We start from the raw sequence: 16909 nt of genomic DNA, 5'->3' as shown, positions 1-16909 counted from the left end.
CGCGGGTCAACCGAGCGCGGCGGCGGCGGCAACAGGCTCCGGCTCGGGCTCGGGCTCGGCTTCGGCCGGCGGTGCTGCATAGCCGGAATCGAGCTCCTTCAGGCGGCCGTCGGCGAGCGAAAAGATCCAGCCGTGCACGAGCGGCGGTCGTTCGCGGCCGCGCACGATCGGCGACGCGCGCAGCAGCCGCACCTGTTCGAGCACGTTCAGCTCGGCGAGGCGATCGGCGGCGGCCAGGTCGTCGAGCCCGTCGAGCGTGTCGCGATGGCGCCGCGCGAGCGCGCAGAGCGGCGCGATGCGGCGCGCGACGTGCGGCAGGTCGGCGGGCGGCGGCAGCAGCGATGCGCGCACGCCGCCACACCCGTAGTGACCGCACACGATCACGTGGTCGACCTTCAGCACCCGCACCGCGTACTCGAGCACGCTGGCGGAATTGTCGTCGTCCGGCTGGAACAGGTTCGCGATGTTGCGATGGACGAACAGCTCGCCGGGCGCGCAGTGCGTGATGGTTTCGGCCGGCACGCGGCTGTCGGCGCAGCCGATCCACAGCACGCGCGGGTTCTGGCCGCGCGCGAGCGTGTCGAAGAAGCCGGGCGTGTGTTCGCGCGTCTCGCGGGCCCAGGCAATGTTGGCAACCAGCATGCTCTTGGGGCGGTTCATGAGGACTCCTTTATGAACAAGGCGAATAAATATCGATCGAAATGGCGTACCGACATTCTTTCTAAGTTGAAAGGTTCGATTTCGACTGATATTAGGGGTATGCCCTAGCACTCCGGGTGGGTTGAAACAAATTGTTTCAAATTGATTAGGCGTAGTGCATTGCATGCACCAGCGAGACGCATGACATGCGCCGGGCATGCCTGTTTATGCGCAGGCGCCCGCATGACGGGCCGTTCAGCGTATTGCCTTCGAAATATTAACGATCGGAAAAGTTTTCCGTCTTATTCCTGAAATTAAATAACACGACGGAAAAAATGAAATGGCCATTCACGCAATCATTCGTGAATGGCCATTGCGACAATTGCGCGTCAATGCGCAATCGGTCAGAACAGCGTGCGGCGATCGGGATCGTGCAGCGGGTCCGGCGTTTTCTGCGTGGTGCGCAGGATGCCCTGCGGATCGAAGTAGAAGCTGTACATCATGTACCAGACGTTGTCCTCGAGATACCGGTACGTCCACACCTCGCGCTTCATCAGCGGAAAGTAGGAGGTCTCGACCGGGCGTCCGAAATTGACGAGGACGTCGGTCTTCGTCCACTTGCCGATCTCCGCGCGATAGAACTCGCTCGGCTGCAGCACCTGGCGCACGTTGACGATCCGGTGGGCCGCGTCGACGTCGGCCGCGACCGTGATCTCGCCCATTGGCTGGGTCGGCCACATCAGGCGCTTGCCGCCGCCCGGGAGGTCATAGATCTCGCGCGGCGGGCCCATGCGCGCGACGATCGCCGACTCGTCCTGGCCGGCCTGGTATTGCTGCCACGGTTGCGCGCAACCGGCCAGCAGCGCGGCGGCGCAGGCGACCAGCACCGGCAGGCGCGCGGGAATGCGAGAGCGCATCGGATTCTCCAGAACACGGAAACAGGTCCCGTTTTATCACGGACGGCGCGCGATCGTGCATCGGGCGGAAAAAATCGGTGCGGATCGCGCGCCGTCGCGCTTGCGGGCCGCGGGCGCGGCGGCCTATGATCCGCGCTTCTCGGGCAGATTGAAGGGCAGGTTGGCGATGCACGGATGGAAGCGATGCGCGCTCGCGTGGAGCGCGGGGTGGATGCTGGTGTCGTCCGCGTTTGCCGGCGGCGAGCCGGTGCGGATCGCACTGATCGAAGGGATGTCCGGCCCGTTCGCGAACGCGGGCGCGGCGGTCGAGCGCAACCTGCGCTTCGGCGTCGAGCAGGTCAATGCGGCGGGCGGCGTGAAGCTGCGCGACGGCGCGCACCCGCTCGAGCTCGTCGTGCTCGACAGCAAGGGCAGCCCTGAGGAGGCGCTCGTGCAGTTGCGCGCGGCCGCCGACCGCCATGTCGGCTTCGTCGCGCAGGGCAACAGCTCGGCCGTCGCGGCCGCGCTCGTCGCGGCGCTCGACAAGCTGAACGCACGCGATCCGGACAACCGGATGCTGTTGCTGAACTACTCGGCCGACGATCCGGCGCTGACCGGCGCGCGCTGCAGTTTCTGGCATTTCCGCTTCGATGCGCATGCCGGCATGCGGATGGCGGCGCTCGCGGACGTGATGGCGCGCGATCGCGCGCTGCGCAGGGTCTATCTGCTGAACCAGGACTACAGCTTCGGTCACGACGTCAGCACCCTCGCTCGGCAGGCGCTGGCCGCGCGGCGCCCGGACGTGACGATCGCCGGCGACGAATTCCACCCGATCGGCCGGATCAAGGATTTCTCGCCGTACATCGCGAAGATCCGCGCGAGCGGCGCGGACGCCGTCGTGACCGGCAACTGGGGCAACGACCTCACGCTGCTCGTGAAGGCGGCGCGCGAACAGGGGCTCAACGCCAAGTTCTATACGTTCTACGGCAACAGCCTCGGCGCGCCGGCGGCCCTGGGTGACGCGGGTGTCGGCCGCGTCGTGGCGGTAGCCGACTGGCACCCGAACGCGGGCGGCGCCGCGTCCGACGCGTTTTACCGCGCGTTCCGGACCCGTTTTCCGGCCGCCCAGGACGACTACCCGGTGCGGCGGATGAGCCAGATGATCCAGATGCTGGCCGCCGCGATGACCCGTGCGGGTTCGGCCGACCCAGTCGCGGTCGCGCGTGCGCTCGAGGGGCTGTCGTTCGACGACGGCTTCCACGCGTCGCGGATGCGCGCGCAGGATCACCAGCTGATCCAGCCTCTTTACGTGATGGAAATGGACAAGGCCGGCACGCCGGGCGTGCGCTTCGACAACGAGGCATCGGGCTACGGCTTCCGGACGGCGCTCGCGGTGCCGGCGCAACGCACGGAGATGCCGTCGACGTGCTCGATGACGCGCCCGTGACGGGAAGCGCCAAGAACGGCACCGAGTTGTGCTACAATGCGCGCCGGTTGTAAGTCACGGCACGGCCATTCTTCCGTGTCCGCCTGTTCAGTTAGAAAGGAAATCACATGTCTGTTGCAGATATCAAGAAGTCGGAAGTCGTTGCTCAGTTCGCCCGCGGTACCAACGACACGGGGTCGCCCGAAGTCCAGGTCGCACTGCTGACCGCACGTATCGTCGAACTGACGGGTCACTTCAAGACCCACGCGAAGGATCACCACAGCCGCCGCGGTCTGCTGCGCATGGTGAGCCGCCGCCGCAAGCTGCTCGACTACCTCAAGGGCAAGGATGCCGACCGTTACCGCGCACTGATCGAGAAGCTGGGTCTGCGTAAGTAATCGAGGCGATTGCCGCCAGCAAGATGCCTGTGTCAGTCCGCTGATACAGGCATTTTGTTTTTGCGCGGTGCGTAGCGTCACACGCACCGCAGGCGCTCCCGCACGTTCGTACGGGGCCGCCGCCACGACCGATACCGGGGCAGGATTTGTGTCATTCCAGCGCGTCGCTGCTTGAGCGCCGCGCTGGAATGGCATAAAAAACACACCTTGCTCCGGGTGATTCGGTCGGGACGCCGCCGCGCGGGATGGCCGGCGCGGCGAATGAAATGCATGAATACAAAGGAGCAACCATGTCCATGTTCAACAAGGTCGTGAAGGAATTCCAATGGGGCCAGCACAAGGTGCGCCTCGAAACCGGTGAAGTCGCCCGCCAGGCGAGCGGCGCCGTGATCGTCGACGTCGAAGACACGGTCGTGCTGGCAACCGTCGTCGGCGCGAAGTCGGCGAAGCCGGGCCAGGATTTCTTCCCGCTGACCGTCGACTACCTCGAGAAGACCTACTCGGCCGGCAAGATTCCGGGCGGCTTCTTCCGCCGCGAAGGCCGTCCGTCGGAGCACGAGACGCTGACGTCGCGCCTGATCGACCGTCCGCTGCGCCCGCTGTTCCCGGAAGGCTTCTACAACGAAGTCCAGGTCGTGATCCACGTGCTGTCCGTGAACCCGGAAATCCCGGCGGACATCCCCGCGCTGATCGGCGCATCGGCCGCGCTCGCCGTGTCGGGCCTGCCGTTCAACGGCCCGGTCGGTGCCGCGCGTGTCGCATACATCGACAACGCATACGTGCTGAACCCGACGCGTGACCAGCTCAAGGCATCGAGCCTCGACCTCGTCGTCGCGGGTACGGAGCGCGCCGTGCTGATGGTCGAGTCGGAAGCCGATCAACTGTCGGAAGAAGTGATGCTGGGCGCCGTGGTGTTCGGCCACGAGCAGATGCAGATCGCGATCGACGCGATCCACGAGCTGGTGCGCGACGGCGGCAAGCCCGAGTGGGACTGGCAGCCGGCGCCGAAGAACGAGGCGCTGATCGCCCGCGTGACCGAGCTGGCGCAGAACGATCTGCTCGCCGCTTACCAGTTGCGCGACAAGCAGGCGCGTTCGGCGAAGCTGAAGGAAGTCTACGCGGCGACGTCGGCGAAGCTCGAGGAAGACGCGCTGGCGGCCGGTACGGTCGCGGCCGACAAGGCCACGGTCGGCAACGTGCTGTTCGACATCGAGGCGAAGATCGTCCGTTCGCAGATCCTGAACGGCGAGCCGCGCATCGACGGCCGCGACACGCGCACCGTGCGCCCGATCGAGATTCGCACCGGCGTGCTGCCGCGTACCCACGGCTCGGCGCTGTTCACGCGCGGCGAAACGCAGGCGCTGGTCGTCGCGACGCTCGGCACGAAGGGTGACGAGCAGATCATCGACGCGCTCGAAGGCGAATACCGCGAGCGCTTCATGCTCCACTACAACATGCCCCCGTTCGCGACCGGCGAAACGGGCCGCGTCGGCTCGCCGAAGCGTCGCGAAATCGGCCACGGCCGTCTGGCCAAGCGCGCGCTGGTCAAGTGCCTGCCGAGCGCCGACGAATTCGGCTACTCGATCCGCGTCGTGTCGGAAATCACCGAATCGAACGGTTCGTCGTCGATGGCATCGGTGTGCGGCGGCTGCCTCGCGCTGATGGACGCCGGCGTGCCGATGAAGGCGCACGTCGCGGGTATCGCGATGGGCCTGATCCTCGAAGGCAACAAGTTCGCGGTGCTGACCGACATCCTCGGCGACGAAGATCACCTCGGCGACATGGACTTCAAGGTGGCCGGCACCGAGCAAGGCGTGACGGCACTGCAGATGGACATCAAGATCCAGGGCATCACGAAGGAAATCATGCAGGTCGCGCTCGCGCAGGCGAAGGAAGGCCGCATGCACATCCTCGGCAAGATGACGTCGGCGGTGTCGGGTGCGAACACGCAACTGTCGGAATTCGCGCCGCGCATGATCACGGTCAAGATCAACCCGGAAAAGATCCGCGACGTGATCGGCAAGGGCGGTTCGGTGATCCGCGCGCTGACCGAGGAAACGGGCACGACCATCGACATCTCGGACGACGGCGTCGTGACGATCGCGAGCACGAGCAGCGAAGGCATGGCCGAAGCGAAGAAGCGCATCGAGCAGATCACGGCTGAAATCGAAGTCGGCCAGGTGTACGAAGGCACGGTGCTCAAGCTGCTCGATTTCGGTGCGATCGTGAACCTGCTGCCGGGCAAGGACGGTCTGCTGCACATCTCGGAAATCGTCAACGAGCGTGTGAAGGACATCAACGACTACCTGAAGGAAGGTCAGCAGGTGAAGGTCAAGGTGATCCAGACGGACGAGAAGGGTCGCGTGCGTCTGTCGGCCAAGGCGCTGCTGAATGAAGCAGCGGCGGCAGCGCAGTCGGATACGCCGCCGCAGCAGTAAGCGGACAGGCGGACCAACGGCCGGCAGTGCGAAAGCGTGCCGGCCGTTTTTTCTGTAGCATCGTTGTGCGGCGCAGCAGCGCCGGCGAGGCGCCCGCGCCGTGCGCACGGGCGTGCCATCCGATTCCGATCCTGGAGCGATTCTCACCATGAAAGCCATCGAAATCACCGAATTCGGCGCCCCCGACGTGCTGAAGCTCGCGGAGCGTCCGCGCCCCGAACCGAAGCGCGGCGAAGTGCTGATCAAGGTGGCGGCTTCCGGCGTGAACCGGCCCGACGTGTTCCAGCGCAAGGGCGCCTATGCGCCGCCGCCGGGTGCGTCGGATCTGCCTGGCCTCGAGGTCGCGGGCGAGATCGTCGGCGGCGACGTGTCCGATGCGGCGCTGAACCCGTTCGGCCTGAAGCTCGGCGATCGCGTGTGCGCGCTGCTCGCGGGCGGCGGCTATGCCGAATATGCGGTCGCGCCGCTGCCGCAGTGCCTGCCGGTGCCGGACGGCCTCACCGATGTCGAGGCCGCCTCGCTGCCCGAAACGTTTTTCACCGTGTGGAGCAACGTGTTCGACCGTGCGCAGCTCGGCGCGGGCGAGGGCGGCGAGCAGGAGACGCTGCTCGTGCAGGGCGGCTCGAGCGGCATCGGCGTGACGGCGATCCAGATCGCGCATGCGCTCGGCTTTCGCGTGTTCGCGACGGCCGGCACCGCCGACAAGTGCCGCGCGTGCGAGGCGCTCGGCGCCGAGCGCGCGATCGACTACAAGACCGAAGACTTCGTCGAAGTCGTGAAGTCGCTGACGCACGATCGCGGCGTTGACGTGATCCTCGACATGGTGGCGGGCTCGTACGTGCCGCGCGAGCTGTCCGCGCTCGCGGACGGCGGCCGTCTCGTGCTGATCGCGCTGCTCGGCGGCGCGAAGGCCGAGGTCAACCTGAACGAGATCCTGCGCCGCCGGCTGACGGTGACGGGCTCGACGCTGCGCCCGCGCCCGGTCGAGTTCAAGGCGCGCATCGCCGCGCAGTTGAAGGCGCGCGTGTGGCCGCTGCTGGCCGACGGTCGCATCAAGCCCGTGATCTATCGTGTGCTGCCGGCCGGCGAGGCCGCGCAAGCGCATGCGCTGATGGAAAGCGGCGAGCACATCGGCAAGATCGTGCTCGATTGGGGTACGAACGCGTGACGGCCCGCGCAGCGGGCTTGACATACGCGGTTTGACCGGTTCAAGCCGCGCGCAGTAAAATCGCGGGTTTGCTTCGCCAGATCCAACCTGACGGCCGGGTTCCGGCACGTTAATGACAAGATAGTGACGAGACAGACACGATGTCGAAACAACGAACAAAGCGAGTGATCGGCAACTGGAAGATGCACGGCCGGCTGGCCGGCAACCAGGCGCTGCTGAACGAAGTGGTGCAGGGTGCGGGCGCGGTGGCGGCTGAAACGTCGATCGGCGTGTGCGTGCCGTTCCCGTATCTCGCGCAGGTTCAGGCGCAGCTCGGCGGTGGCCGTGTCGCGTTCGGCGCGCAGGACGTGTCCGCGCACGAGCAAGGCGCGTTCACCGGCGAGGTGGCGGCCGCGATGGTGGCGGAGTTCGGCGCGCAGTATGCGATCGTCGGCCATTCGGAGCGTCGCGCGTATCACGGCGAAAGCAGCGAGACGGTCGCCGCGAAAGCGCAACGCGCGCTCGCGGCAGGCCTCACGCCGGTCGTGTGCGTCGGCGAGACGCTCGACGAGCGCGAATCGGGTGCGACCGAGCAGGTCGTCGGTGCGCAGCTCGACGCGGTGCTGGCCGTGCTGACGGCTGACGAAGCTGTCCGCATCGTCGTCGCGTACGAGCCGGTCTGGGCGATCGGTACGGGCAAGAGCGCGACGTCGGCGCAGGCGCAGGACGTGCACGCGTTCCTGCGTACGCGTCTCGCGGCGAAGGGTGCGGCGGACGTGTCCGTGCTGTACGGCGGCAGCGTGAAGCCGGACAACGCGGAAGAGCTGTTTGCTCAGCCGGACATCGACGGTGGCCTGATCGGCGGCGCGTCGCTGAAGGCGGAAGATTTCCTGGCGATCTGCCGGGCCGCGCGTTGAGCGGTCCGAGATCGAATTGAACCATGACGGCGGCCGGTCGGTCCGGTCGCCCGATCCAATCGGGTGGGTGTGATGCTGTTATTCAAGACGTTGATTATTGTGGTGCAGGTGCTGTCTGCGCTCGGCGTGATCGGGCTCGTGCTGCTGCAGCATGGCAAGGGTGCCGACATGGGCGCCGCGTTCGGCAGCGGCGCGTCGGGCAGCCTGTTTGGTGCGACGGGCTCGGCGAACTTCCTGTCGCGCACGACGGGCATTCTCGCGGCGATCTTCTTCGTCGCGACGCTCGCGCTGACGTACCTCGGTTCGTACAAGTCGACGCCGTCGGCAGGCGTGCTCGGCACGGCAGCGACCGCGCCGGCATCGGCGCCGGCTGTCGCGGCGTCCGCCGCAGCCGCTTCGGCCGCAAGCGCGCCGGGCCAGGATGTGCCGAAATAAAAAGTTAATTTTTTTGCGGTTGTGCGTTGAACAAATCCGGAACTCGGGTTAGAATTTAATTCTTGAAGCGATTCGCGGGAACAAGCAGCACAACCCGAGTTGCATGCAGTGCCGACGTGGTGAAATTGGTAGACACGCTATCTTGAGGGGGTAGTGGCGAAAGCTGTGCGAGTTCGAGTCTCGCCGTCGGCACCAAAGTTACTCAATGCCAGCCGCTTCTAGTGGCTGGCATTTTTCATTTCTGGGGTGGGCTTGCGGTTGTCTTGCGATCGCCTGTACTCCGAAATGATTCCTTCCGCCGGAAGTGGTATTCTCCGGACGCTCAGAACCAACCGATAGAGGATTGCCTTGAACCTCGCAGCCTATTACCCCGTCTTGTTGTTCCTCCTCGTGGGCACTGGTTTAGGTATAGCGCTGGTCAGCATCGGCAAGCTCCTTGGTCCCAACAAGCCGGACGTCGAGAAGAACGCACCGTACGAGTGCGGCTTCGAAGCCTTTGAAGACGCCCGGATGAAGTTCGACGTTCGGTATTACCTCGTCGCCATCCTGTTCATCATCTTCGATCTCGAAACCGCATTCCTGTTCCCGTGGGGCGTCGCGCTCCGGGACATCGGCTGGCCGGGTTTCATCGCAATGATGATTTTTCTGCTCGAATTCCTGCTGGGCTTTGCCTATATCTGGAAGAAAGGCGGCCTCGACTGGGAGTGATGGGTTAATCGCCGGTTTGCATGGGCGGCCACGCTCGGTCGCTCGTCTGGAGTGGAAAGCAAATGAGTATCGAAGGGGTCTTGAAGGAAGGGTTTGTCACCACGACGGCTGACAAGCTGATCAACTGGACGCGTACCGGCTCGCTGTGGCCGATGACGTTCGGGCTCGCGTGTTGCGCCGTCGAGATGATGCATGCGGGCGCCGCCCGTTACGATCTGGACCGGTTCGGTGTCGTGTTCCGTCCGAGCCCGCGTCAGTCGGACGTGATGATCGTCGCCGGCACGCTGTGCAACAAGATGGCGCCCGCGCTGCGCCGCGTGTACGACCAGATGGCCGAGCCGCGCTGGGTGATCTCGATGGGGTCGTGCGCGAACGGCGGTGGTTACTACCACTACTCGTACTCGGTGGTCCGCGGCTGCGACCGGATCGTGCCGGTCGACGTCTACGTGCCGGGCTGTCCGCCCACGGCCGAGGCGCTGGTCTACGGCGTGATCCAGCTTCAGGCGAAGATCCGCCGCACCAATACCATCGCCCGTCAATAAAGCCCCGAGCGTCCCCTCAATATGGCAAGCAAAATCGAGACCCTGAAGGCAAACCTCGAAGCCGCGCTCGGCGCGCGCGTGGTGAGCCTCACCGAAGCGATCGGTGAACTGACGCTCGTCGTGAAGGCGAGCGATTACCTCGAAGTCGCAAAGACGCTGCGCGACGATCCGAAGCTCCGTTTCGAGCAACTGATCGACCTCTGCGGCGTCGACTACCAGACCTTCGGCGACGGCGCCTACGACGGCCCGCGCTTCGCGGCCGTGTCGCACCTGCTGTCGGTCACGAACAACTGGCGTCTGCGCCTGCGCGCGTTCGCGCCGGACGACGATCTGCCGATCGTGGCGTCGCTGGTCGACATCTGGACCTCGGCGAACTGGTACGAGCGCGAAGCGTTCGACCTGTACGGCATCGTGTTCGAAGGCCACCCCGACCTGCGCCGCATCCTCACCGACTACGGCTTCATCGGTCACCCGTTCCGCAAGGACTTCCCGGTGTCGGGCTACGTCGAAATGCGTTACGACCCGGAAGAGAAGCGGGTCGTGTACCAGCCGGTGACGATCGAGCCGCGCGAAATCACGCCGCGCGTGATCCGCGAGGATCGCTATGGCGGTCTGAAACATTAAGGGGGCGTCATGGCAGAAATCAAGAACTACACGCTCAACTTCGGCCCGCAGCACCCGGCAGCGCACGGCGTGCTGCGCCTCGTGCTCGAGCTCGACGGCGAAGTCATCCAGCGTGCCGATCCGCACATCGGCCTGCTGCACCGCGCGACCGAAAAGCTCGCGGAATCCAAGACCTTCATCCAGTCCGTGCCGTACATGGACCGTCTCGACTACGTGTCGATGATGGTCAACGAGCACGGCTACGTGCTCGCGATCGAAAAGCTGCTCGGCATCGACGTGCCGGAGCGCGCGCAGTACATCCGCGTGCTGTTCGACGAAATCACGCGCGTGCTGAACCACCTGATGTGGATCGGCGCGCATGCGCTCGACGTCGGCGCGATGGCCGTATTCCTGTACGCGTTCCGCGAACGCGAAGACCTGATGGACGTGTACGAAGCGGTGTCCGGCGCCCGGATGCACGCGGCCTACTATCGTCCGGGCGGCGTCTATCGCGATCTGCCTGACGCAATGCCGCAATACAAGGCGTCGAAGATTCGCAACGAGAAGGCGCTCGCGAAGATGAACGAAGCGCGCAGCGGCTCGGTGCTCGACTTCATCGACGATTTCTTCACGCGCTTCCCGAAGTGCGTCGACGAATACGAAACGCTGCTGACCGACAACCGGATCTGGAAACAGCGTCTGGTCGGGATCGGCGTGGTGAGCCCGGAACGTGCGCTGCAGATGGGCCTGACGGGCCCGATGCTGCGCGGCTCGGGCATCGCGTGGGACCTGCGCAAGAAGCAGCCCTACGAAGTGTACGACCGGATGGATTTCGACGTGCCGGTCGGCGTGAACGGCGATTGCTACGACCGCTATCTGGTGCGCGTCGAAGAAATGCGCCAGTCGATCCGCATCGCGAAACAGTGTATTGAGTGGCTCCGCAAGAATCCGGGCCCGGTGATGACGGACAATCACAAGGTTGCCCCGCCGTCGCGCGTCGGCATGAAGACCAACATGGAAGACTTGATTCACCACTTCAAGCTCTTCACCGAAGGTTTCCATGTGCCGGAAGGCGAAGCGTACGCGGCGGTCGAGCATCCGAAGGGTGAGTTCGGCATCTATCTCGTGTCGGATGGCGCCAACAAGCCGTATCGCCTCAAGATTCGCGCGCCGGGTTTCGCGCACCTGGCGTCGCTCGACGAAATGGCGCGCGGTCACATGATCGCCGACGCCGTCACGATCATCGGTACGCAGGACATCGTGTTCGGCGAAATCGATCGCTAATGGTTGCGCCGCCCGCGCGCGGGCGGCGAGCAGTCAGTCGCACGCGAAGTCACAAGCGGTATGCGCCGAACCGGCGCGGCTTCGCAAGCTGTCAACAGAGTGAGCGCCAGGTCTGCCGTCCATGCACCCCAGTGTGCGGCAGGTTGTTCGTTCGGTAGGAATTGAAAGAGTCGTGTCTGAAAATGATCTCAGCTGAAGGCCTGAAGGAAATCGATCGAGCGTTGACGAAGTATCCCGCCGATCAGAAACAGTCCGCCGTGATGTCGGCGTTGGCCGTGGCTCAAGAAGAGCATGGCTGGCTGTCGCCCGAACTGATGCAGTTCGTCGCGGACTATCTCGGCATGCCGGCGGTCGCCGTGCAGGAAGTCGCGACGTTCTACACGATGTACGAGCTCAAACCGGTCGGCAAGCACAAGATCACGCTCTGCACGAACCTGCCGTGCCAGCTCGGCCCGCACGGCGGCGCGGAAGCGACTGCCGACTACCTGAAACAGAAGCTGGGCATCGGCTTCGGCGAGACCACGCCCGACGGCAGGTTCACGCTGAAGGAAGGCGAATGCATGGGCTCGTGCGGCGATGCGCCGGTGCTGCTGGTGAACAATCACAGAATGTGCAGCTTCATGAGCCGCGAGAAGATCGACCAGCTGCTTGAGGAGCTCTCGAAATGACGTCCCTCCACGACCGTCACATCAAACCGCTGATCCTCGCTGGTCTGAACGGCGAGAACTGGCACCTCGAAGACTACGTTGCGCGCGGCGGCTACAAGCAGTTGCGCCGCATTCTCGAAGAAAAGATTCCGCCCGAGCAGGTGATCGCCGACGTGAAGGCGTCGGGCCTGCGCGGCCGCGGCGGTGCGGGCTTCCCGACCGGCCTGAAGTGGAGCTTCATGCCGCGTCAGTTCCCGGGGCAGAAGTACCTCGTCTGCAACTCGGACGAAGGCGAGCCGGGCACGTTCAAGGATCGCGACATCCTGCGCTGGAACCCGCACGCGCTGATCGAAGGCATGGCCATCGGCGCATACGCGATGGGCATCACCGTCGGCTACAACTACATCCACGGCGAGATCTTCGAAGTGTATCGACGCTTCGAAGCCGCGCTGGATGAAGCGCGCGCGGCCGGGTTCCTCGGCGACAACATCATGGGCTCGGAATTCTCGTTCCAGCTGCACGCGCACCACGGTTACGGCGCGTACATCTGCGGCGAGGAAACGGCGCTGCTCGAGTCGCTCGAAGGCAAGAAGGGCCAGCCGCGCTTCAAGCCGCCGTTCCCGGCGAGCTTCGGCGTGTACGGCAAGCCGACCACGATCAACAACACCGAGACGTTCGCCGCGGTGCCGTTCCTGCTGTCCATCGGGCCGCAGAATTACCTCGAGATCGGCAAGCCGAACAACGGCGGCACGAAGATTTTCTCGGTGTCGGGCGACGTCGAGCGTCCGGGCAACTACGAAGTGCCGCTCGGCACGCCGTTCGCGACGCTGATGGAGCTCGCCGGCGGGATGCGCGGCGGCAAGAAGATCAAGGCCGTGATTCCGGGCGGTTCGTCGGCGCCGGTGATCCCGGGCGACATCATGATGCAGACGGATCTCGACTACGATTCGATCGCGAAGGCGGGCTCGATGCTCGGTTCCGGCGCGGTGATCGTGATGGACGAGACGCGCTGCATGGTGCGCTCGCTGCTGCGCCTGTCGTACTTCTACTACGAGGAATCGTGCGGCCAGTGCACGCCGTGCCGTGAAGGCACCGGCTGGCTGTATCGCGTCGTGAATCGTATCGAGCACGGCGAAGGGCGCCAGGAAGATCTGGACCTGCTGAACTCGGTGGCCGAGAACATCATGGGCCGCACGATCTGTGCGCTCGGCGACGCGGCGGCGATGCCGGTTCGCGGGATGCTCAAGCACTACTGGGACGAATTCGCGTACCACGTCGAGCACAAGCATTGCATGGTCGGCGGTCACGCGCCGCATGTGGCTTCGGCTGCGGCGGCCTGAAGCGAAACACCCGGTTGCGGAATTTGAGCGCACGGTCGGGCGAAGGCGCGAACGGGCGGAAATAGGTTAAGGACCATTCACCATCATGGTTGAACTTGAAATAGACGGCAAGAAGGTCGAGGTGCCCGAAGGCAGCATGGTGATCCAGGCTGCGCACAAGGCGGACACGTACATTCCTCACTTCTGCTATCACAAGAAACTGTCGGTTGCGGCCAACTGCCGGATGTGTCTCGTCGAAGTCGAGAAGATGCCGAAGGCCGTGCCGGCCTGCGCGACCCCCGTGTCGGCCGGCATGATCGTCCGCACGCAGTCCGACAAGGCTGTGAAGGCGCAGCAGTCGGTGATGGAATTCCTCCTCATCAATCACCCGCTCGATTGCCCGATCTGCGATCAGGGCGGCGAATGCCAGCTGCAGGATCTGGCGGTCGGCTACGGCAAGTCGTCGTCGCGCTACTCGGAAGAAAAGCGCGTGGTGTTCCACAAGAACGTGGGCCCGCTGATCTCGATGGAAGAAATGTCGCGCTGCATCCACTGCACGCGCTGCGTCCGTTTCGGCCAGGAAATCGCCGGCGTGATGGAGTTCGGCATGCTGGGCCGCGGCGAGCATTCGGAAATCACGACGTTCGTCGGCAAGACGGTCGACTCCGAAATGTCGGGCAACATGATCGACCTGTGCCCGGTCGGCGCGCTGACCAGCAAGCCGTTCCGCTACAGCGCCCGGACGTGGGAACTGTCGCGCCGCAAGTCGGTGAGCCCGCACGATTCCGTCGGCGCGAACCTCGTCGTGCAAGTGAAGAACAACCGCGTGATGCGCGTGCTGCCGTTCGAGAACGAAGCGATCAACGAATGCTGGATCTCGGACAAGGACCGCTTCTCGTATGAAGGCCTCAACAGCGAAGCGCGCCTGACGAAGCCGATGCTGAAGCAGGGCGGCCAGTGGATCGAAACCGACTGGCAGACCGCGCTCGAATACGTCGCGAAGGGCCTGAAGGGCATCGCCGCGGATCACGGCGCGAACGCGCTGGCGATGCTCGCGAGCGCGCACAGCACCGCGGAAGAGCTGTTCCTCGTGAAGCAGCTCGCCAACGAACTGAAGACGCCGAACGTCGACTTCCGTCTGCGTCAGCAGGATTTCTCGGCGCCGGTCCAGGGCGCACCGTGGCTCGGCATGCCGATCGCCGACCTGTCGAACGTGGACGCCGCGTTCGTCGTCGGTTCGTTCCTGCGCCGCGACCACCCGCTGTTCGCATCGCGCCTGCGTCAGGCTGCGAAGAACGGCGCGAAGCTGCACTTCCTGCATGCGACCGGTGACGATTCGCTGATCCCGACCGCGCAACGCATCGTCGCCGCGCCGTCCGCATGGCTCGACGAGCTGGCCGGCATCGCCGCGGCCGTCGCGCAACTGCGCGGCGTCGCGTTGCCCGACGCGCTCGCGGGCGTCACCGCATCGGCGGCCGCGCAAGCCGTCGCGCAGTCGCTCGCGAACGGCGAACGCCGCGCGGTGCTGCTCGGCAACGTCGCGGTCCGTCATCCGCAATTCGCGCAACTGCACGCCGTCGCGCAGTGGATCGCCGACAACACCGGCGCCACGTTCGGCTTCCTGACGGAAGCGGCGAACACGGTCGGCGCGCACGTCGTCGGCGCACTGCCGGGCGAAGGCGGCCTGAACGCACGCGAAGCGTTCACGCAGCCGCGCAAGGGGTACGTGCTGCTGAACGTCGAACCGGAATTCGACACCGTCGATCCGGCACAGGCGCTGGCCGCGCTGAACCAGGCGGAAATGGTCGTCGTGATGTCGCCGTTCAAGCACGGCCTCGACTACGCCGACGTGCTGCTGCCGGTCGCGCCGTTCACGGAAACGGCCGGGACGTTCGTCAACGCCGAAGGCACCGTGCAGAGCTTCAACGGCGTCGTGCGCCCGCTCGGCGACACGCGTCCGGGCTGGAAGGTGCTGCGCGTGCTCGGCAGCCTGCTCGGCCTGCCGAACTTCGAATACGAGACCGCGGAAGAAGTGCGTCTCGCCGCGCTCGGCGACGCCGGCGTCGCGGGCCGCCTGTCGAACCAGACGTCGGTCGCGCCGGCCCGTGCCGCGGCGAATGCCGCGAACGGCGGTTTCGAGCGCCTGGCCGATGTGCCGATCTATCACGCCGACGCGCTCGTGCGCCGCGCGGGTGCGCTGCACCTGACGGCCGCCGCGAAGGCGGCGAACGCCGCAGCCCTGCCGGCCGCGCTGTTCGACAAGCTGGGCTTGAAGGAAGGCGACGCGGTGCGCGTGCGCCAGGGCGAGCGTGCGGTGCAGTTGCCGGCCGTGCGCGACGCGAATCTTGCGGAGACGGTCGTTCGCGTGTCGGCGGCGACGCCTGCCGGCGCAGCGCTCGGCAGCCTGTCCGGTGAACTGGTGGTGGAGAAGGCGTAAATGAGCTTGTTCGATACGATCAACGCGGGCGGGGCCGAGCTTCTCGGCTTCGCGTGGCCGACGGTGTGGGCAGTCGTGCGCATCCTCGTCGTCTCCGTCGTCATCCTGCTGTGCGTCGCGTACCTGATTCTGTGGGAACGCAAGCTGATCGGCTGGATGCACGTGCGTCTCGGCCCGAACCGCGTCGGCCCCGGCGGCCTGCTGCAGCCGATCGCCGACGTGCTGAAGCTGCTGCTGAAGGAAGTCATTCAGCCGAGCGCCGCTAGCCGCTGGCTGTACCTGATCGCGCCGGTGATGACCGTCGTGCCGGCCTTCGCGGTGTGGGCGGTGATCCCGTTCCAGGCCGAAGCCGTGCTCGCGAACGTGAACGCGGGCCTGCTGTACGCGATGGCGATCTCGTCGATCGGCGTGTACGCGGTGATTCTCGCCGGCTGGGCGTCGAACTCGAAGTACGCGTTCCTCGGTGCAATGCGCGCCGCGGCGCAGATGGTGTCGTACGAAATCTCGATGGGCTTCGCGCTGGTGCTCGTGCTGATGACGGCCGGCAGCCTGAACCTGTCGGAAATCGTCGGTTCGCAACAGCACGGCTTCTTCGCCGGCCACGGCGTGAACTTCCTGTCGTGGAACTGGCTGCCGCTGCTGCCGGCGTTCGTCGTCTACTTCATCTCGGGCATCGCCGAAACGAACCGTCACCCGTTCGACGTGGTGGAAGGGGAGTCGGAGATCGTCGCGGGTCACATGATCGATTACTCGGGCATGGCGTTCGCGCTGTTCTTCCTCGCCGAGTACATCAACATGATCGTGATCTCGGCGCTGGCTGCGACGCTGTTCCTCGGCGGCTGGGACGCACCGTTCGAATTCCTGTCGTTCATCCCGGGCATCTTCTGGCTGGTGCTGAAGGTCTTCGCGTTGCTGTCGGTGTTCATCTGGGTGCGCGCGACGTTCCCGCGCTACCGTTACGACCAGATCATGCGTCTGGGCTGGAAGGTGTTCCTGCCCGTCACGGTGGTCTGGGTGGTCGTGGTCGGCTTCTGGATGATGTCGCCGCTGAACATCTGGGTGAAGTAAGGACG

16 protein-coding genes and 1 tRNA gene are annotated in these 16909 nt (G+C 65.1%); 15 read left to right on the top strand and 2 right to left on the bottom strand.

The features are described from left to right. Positions 1-6: 6 nt before the first annotated feature. Together JYG37_RS13745 and JYG37_RS13740 are read right to left on the bottom strand one after the other, a co-directional pair. The gene (locus tag JYG37_RS13745; RefSeq protein WP_050016456.1) at positions 7-660 is read right to left on the bottom strand and encodes a carbonic anhydrase; all 654 of its coding nucleotides are present in this window, start codon (positions 658-660) and stop codon (positions 7-9) included. Between the two features lie 383 nt (positions 661-1043). Beyond that, positions 1044-1556 (bottom strand): hypothetical protein, encoded by a 513-nt coding sequence (locus JYG37_RS13740; RefSeq protein ID WP_050016457.1) that lies wholly within the window; start codon positions 1554-1556, stop codon positions 1044-1046. Between the two features lie 166 nt (positions 1557-1722). Here JYG37_RS13740 and JYG37_RS13735 point away from each other — a divergent pair, with 166 nt between their 5' ends. The 15 genes from JYG37_RS13735 to nuoH all read left to right on the top strand — a co-directional run bounded on the left by JYG37_RS13735 (position 1723) and on the right by nuoH (position 16904). Continuing rightward, positions 1723-2982: a branched-chain amino acid ABC transporter substrate-binding protein gene (locus tag JYG37_RS13735; RefSeq protein WP_089488683.1), complete on the top strand. Its 1260-nt coding sequence runs from the start codon at positions 1723-1725 to the stop codon at positions 2980-2982. 107 nt (positions 2983-3089) lie between these two features. Then, positions 3090-3359, top strand: a complete 270-nt coding sequence (gene rpsO, locus JYG37_RS13730) for a 30S ribosomal protein S15 (RefSeq protein WP_006398792.1) — start codon at positions 3090-3092, stop codon at positions 3357-3359. Between the two features lie 290 nt (positions 3360-3649). Further along, positions 3650-5797: a polyribonucleotide nucleotidyltransferase gene (pnp, locus tag JYG37_RS13725; protein WP_050016459.1), complete on the top strand. Its 2148-nt coding sequence runs from the start codon at positions 3650-3652 to the stop codon at positions 5795-5797. A gap of 148 nt (positions 5798-5945) precedes the next feature. Then, a complete protein-coding gene (locus tag JYG37_RS13720; RefSeq protein WP_050016461.1) occupies positions 5946-6965 on the top strand; it encodes an NAD(P)H-quinone oxidoreductase in 1020 nt (339 codons plus the stop codon). Positions 6966-7105: 140 nt separating this feature from the next. Then, on the top strand, positions 7106-7861 hold the full coding sequence (tpiA, locus tag JYG37_RS13715) for a triose-phosphate isomerase (protein ID WP_050016464.1): 756 nt from the start codon (positions 7106-7108) through the stop codon (positions 7859-7861). A gap of 72 nt (positions 7862-7933) precedes the next feature. Further along, a complete protein-coding gene (gene secG / locus JYG37_RS13710; RefSeq protein ID WP_050016466.1) occupies positions 7934-8296 on the top strand; it encodes a preprotein translocase subunit SecG in 363 nt (120 codons plus the stop codon). A 110-nt stretch (positions 8297-8406) separates the two neighbouring features. Further along, positions 8407-8491: transfer RNA gene (locus tag JYG37_RS13705), tRNA-Leu, on the top strand. 153 nt (positions 8492-8644) lie between these two features. After that, positions 8645-9004, top strand: a complete 360-nt coding sequence (locus JYG37_RS13700; protein WP_006398798.1) for an NADH-quinone oxidoreductase subunit A — start codon at positions 8645-8647, stop codon at positions 9002-9004. 62 nt (positions 9005-9066) lie between these two features. Continuing rightward, the gene (locus tag JYG37_RS13695; RefSeq protein WP_006398799.1) at positions 9067-9546 is read left to right on the top strand and encodes a NuoB/complex I 20 kDa subunit family protein; all 480 of its coding nucleotides are present in this window, start codon (positions 9067-9069) and stop codon (positions 9544-9546) included. Positions 9547-9567: 21 nt separating this feature from the next. Next, positions 9568-10170, top strand: a complete 603-nt coding sequence (locus JYG37_RS13690) for an NADH-quinone oxidoreductase subunit C (protein WP_006478264.1) — start codon at positions 9568-9570, stop codon at positions 10168-10170. Between the two features lie 9 nt (positions 10171-10179). Then, positions 10180-11433, top strand: coding sequence for an NADH-quinone oxidoreductase subunit D (locus JYG37_RS13685; RefSeq protein WP_034184888.1), 1254 nt, complete (start codon positions 10180-10182; stop codon positions 11431-11433). Between the two features lie 182 nt (positions 11434-11615). Further along, positions 11616-12101 carry an NADH-quinone oxidoreductase subunit NuoE gene (nuoE, locus tag JYG37_RS13680; protein ID WP_050016470.1) on the top strand — a complete coding sequence of 162 codons (486 nt, stop codon included), beginning with the start codon at positions 11616-11618 and terminating at the stop codon, positions 12099-12101. Then, the gene (nuoF, locus tag JYG37_RS13675) at positions 12098-13420 is read left to right on the top strand and encodes an NADH-quinone oxidoreductase subunit NuoF (RefSeq protein WP_017331620.1); all 1323 of its coding nucleotides are present in this window, start codon (positions 12098-12100) and stop codon (positions 13418-13420) included. Before nuoE ends, nuoF begins: the two co-directional genes overlap by 4 nt. A gap of 85 nt (positions 13421-13505) precedes the next feature. Next, positions 13506-15836, top strand: a complete 2331-nt coding sequence (gene nuoG / locus JYG37_RS13670; protein WP_124554867.1) for an NADH-quinone oxidoreductase subunit NuoG — start codon at positions 13506-13508, stop codon at positions 15834-15836. After that, positions 15837-16904 (top strand): NADH-quinone oxidoreductase subunit NuoH, encoded by a 1068-nt coding sequence (nuoH, locus tag JYG37_RS13665; protein WP_050016474.1) that lies wholly within the window; start codon positions 15837-15839, stop codon positions 16902-16904. The last annotated feature ends 5 nt before the right edge of the window (positions 16905-16909 follow it).

Source organism: Burkholderia sp. LAS2 (genome assembly GCF_018417615.1).
In the GTDB taxonomy this organism is placed as follows: domain Bacteria; phylum Pseudomonadota; class Gammaproteobacteria; order Burkholderiales; family Burkholderiaceae; genus Burkholderia; species Burkholderia sola.
This window is presented reverse-complemented; position numbering and strand designations above follow the sequence as displayed.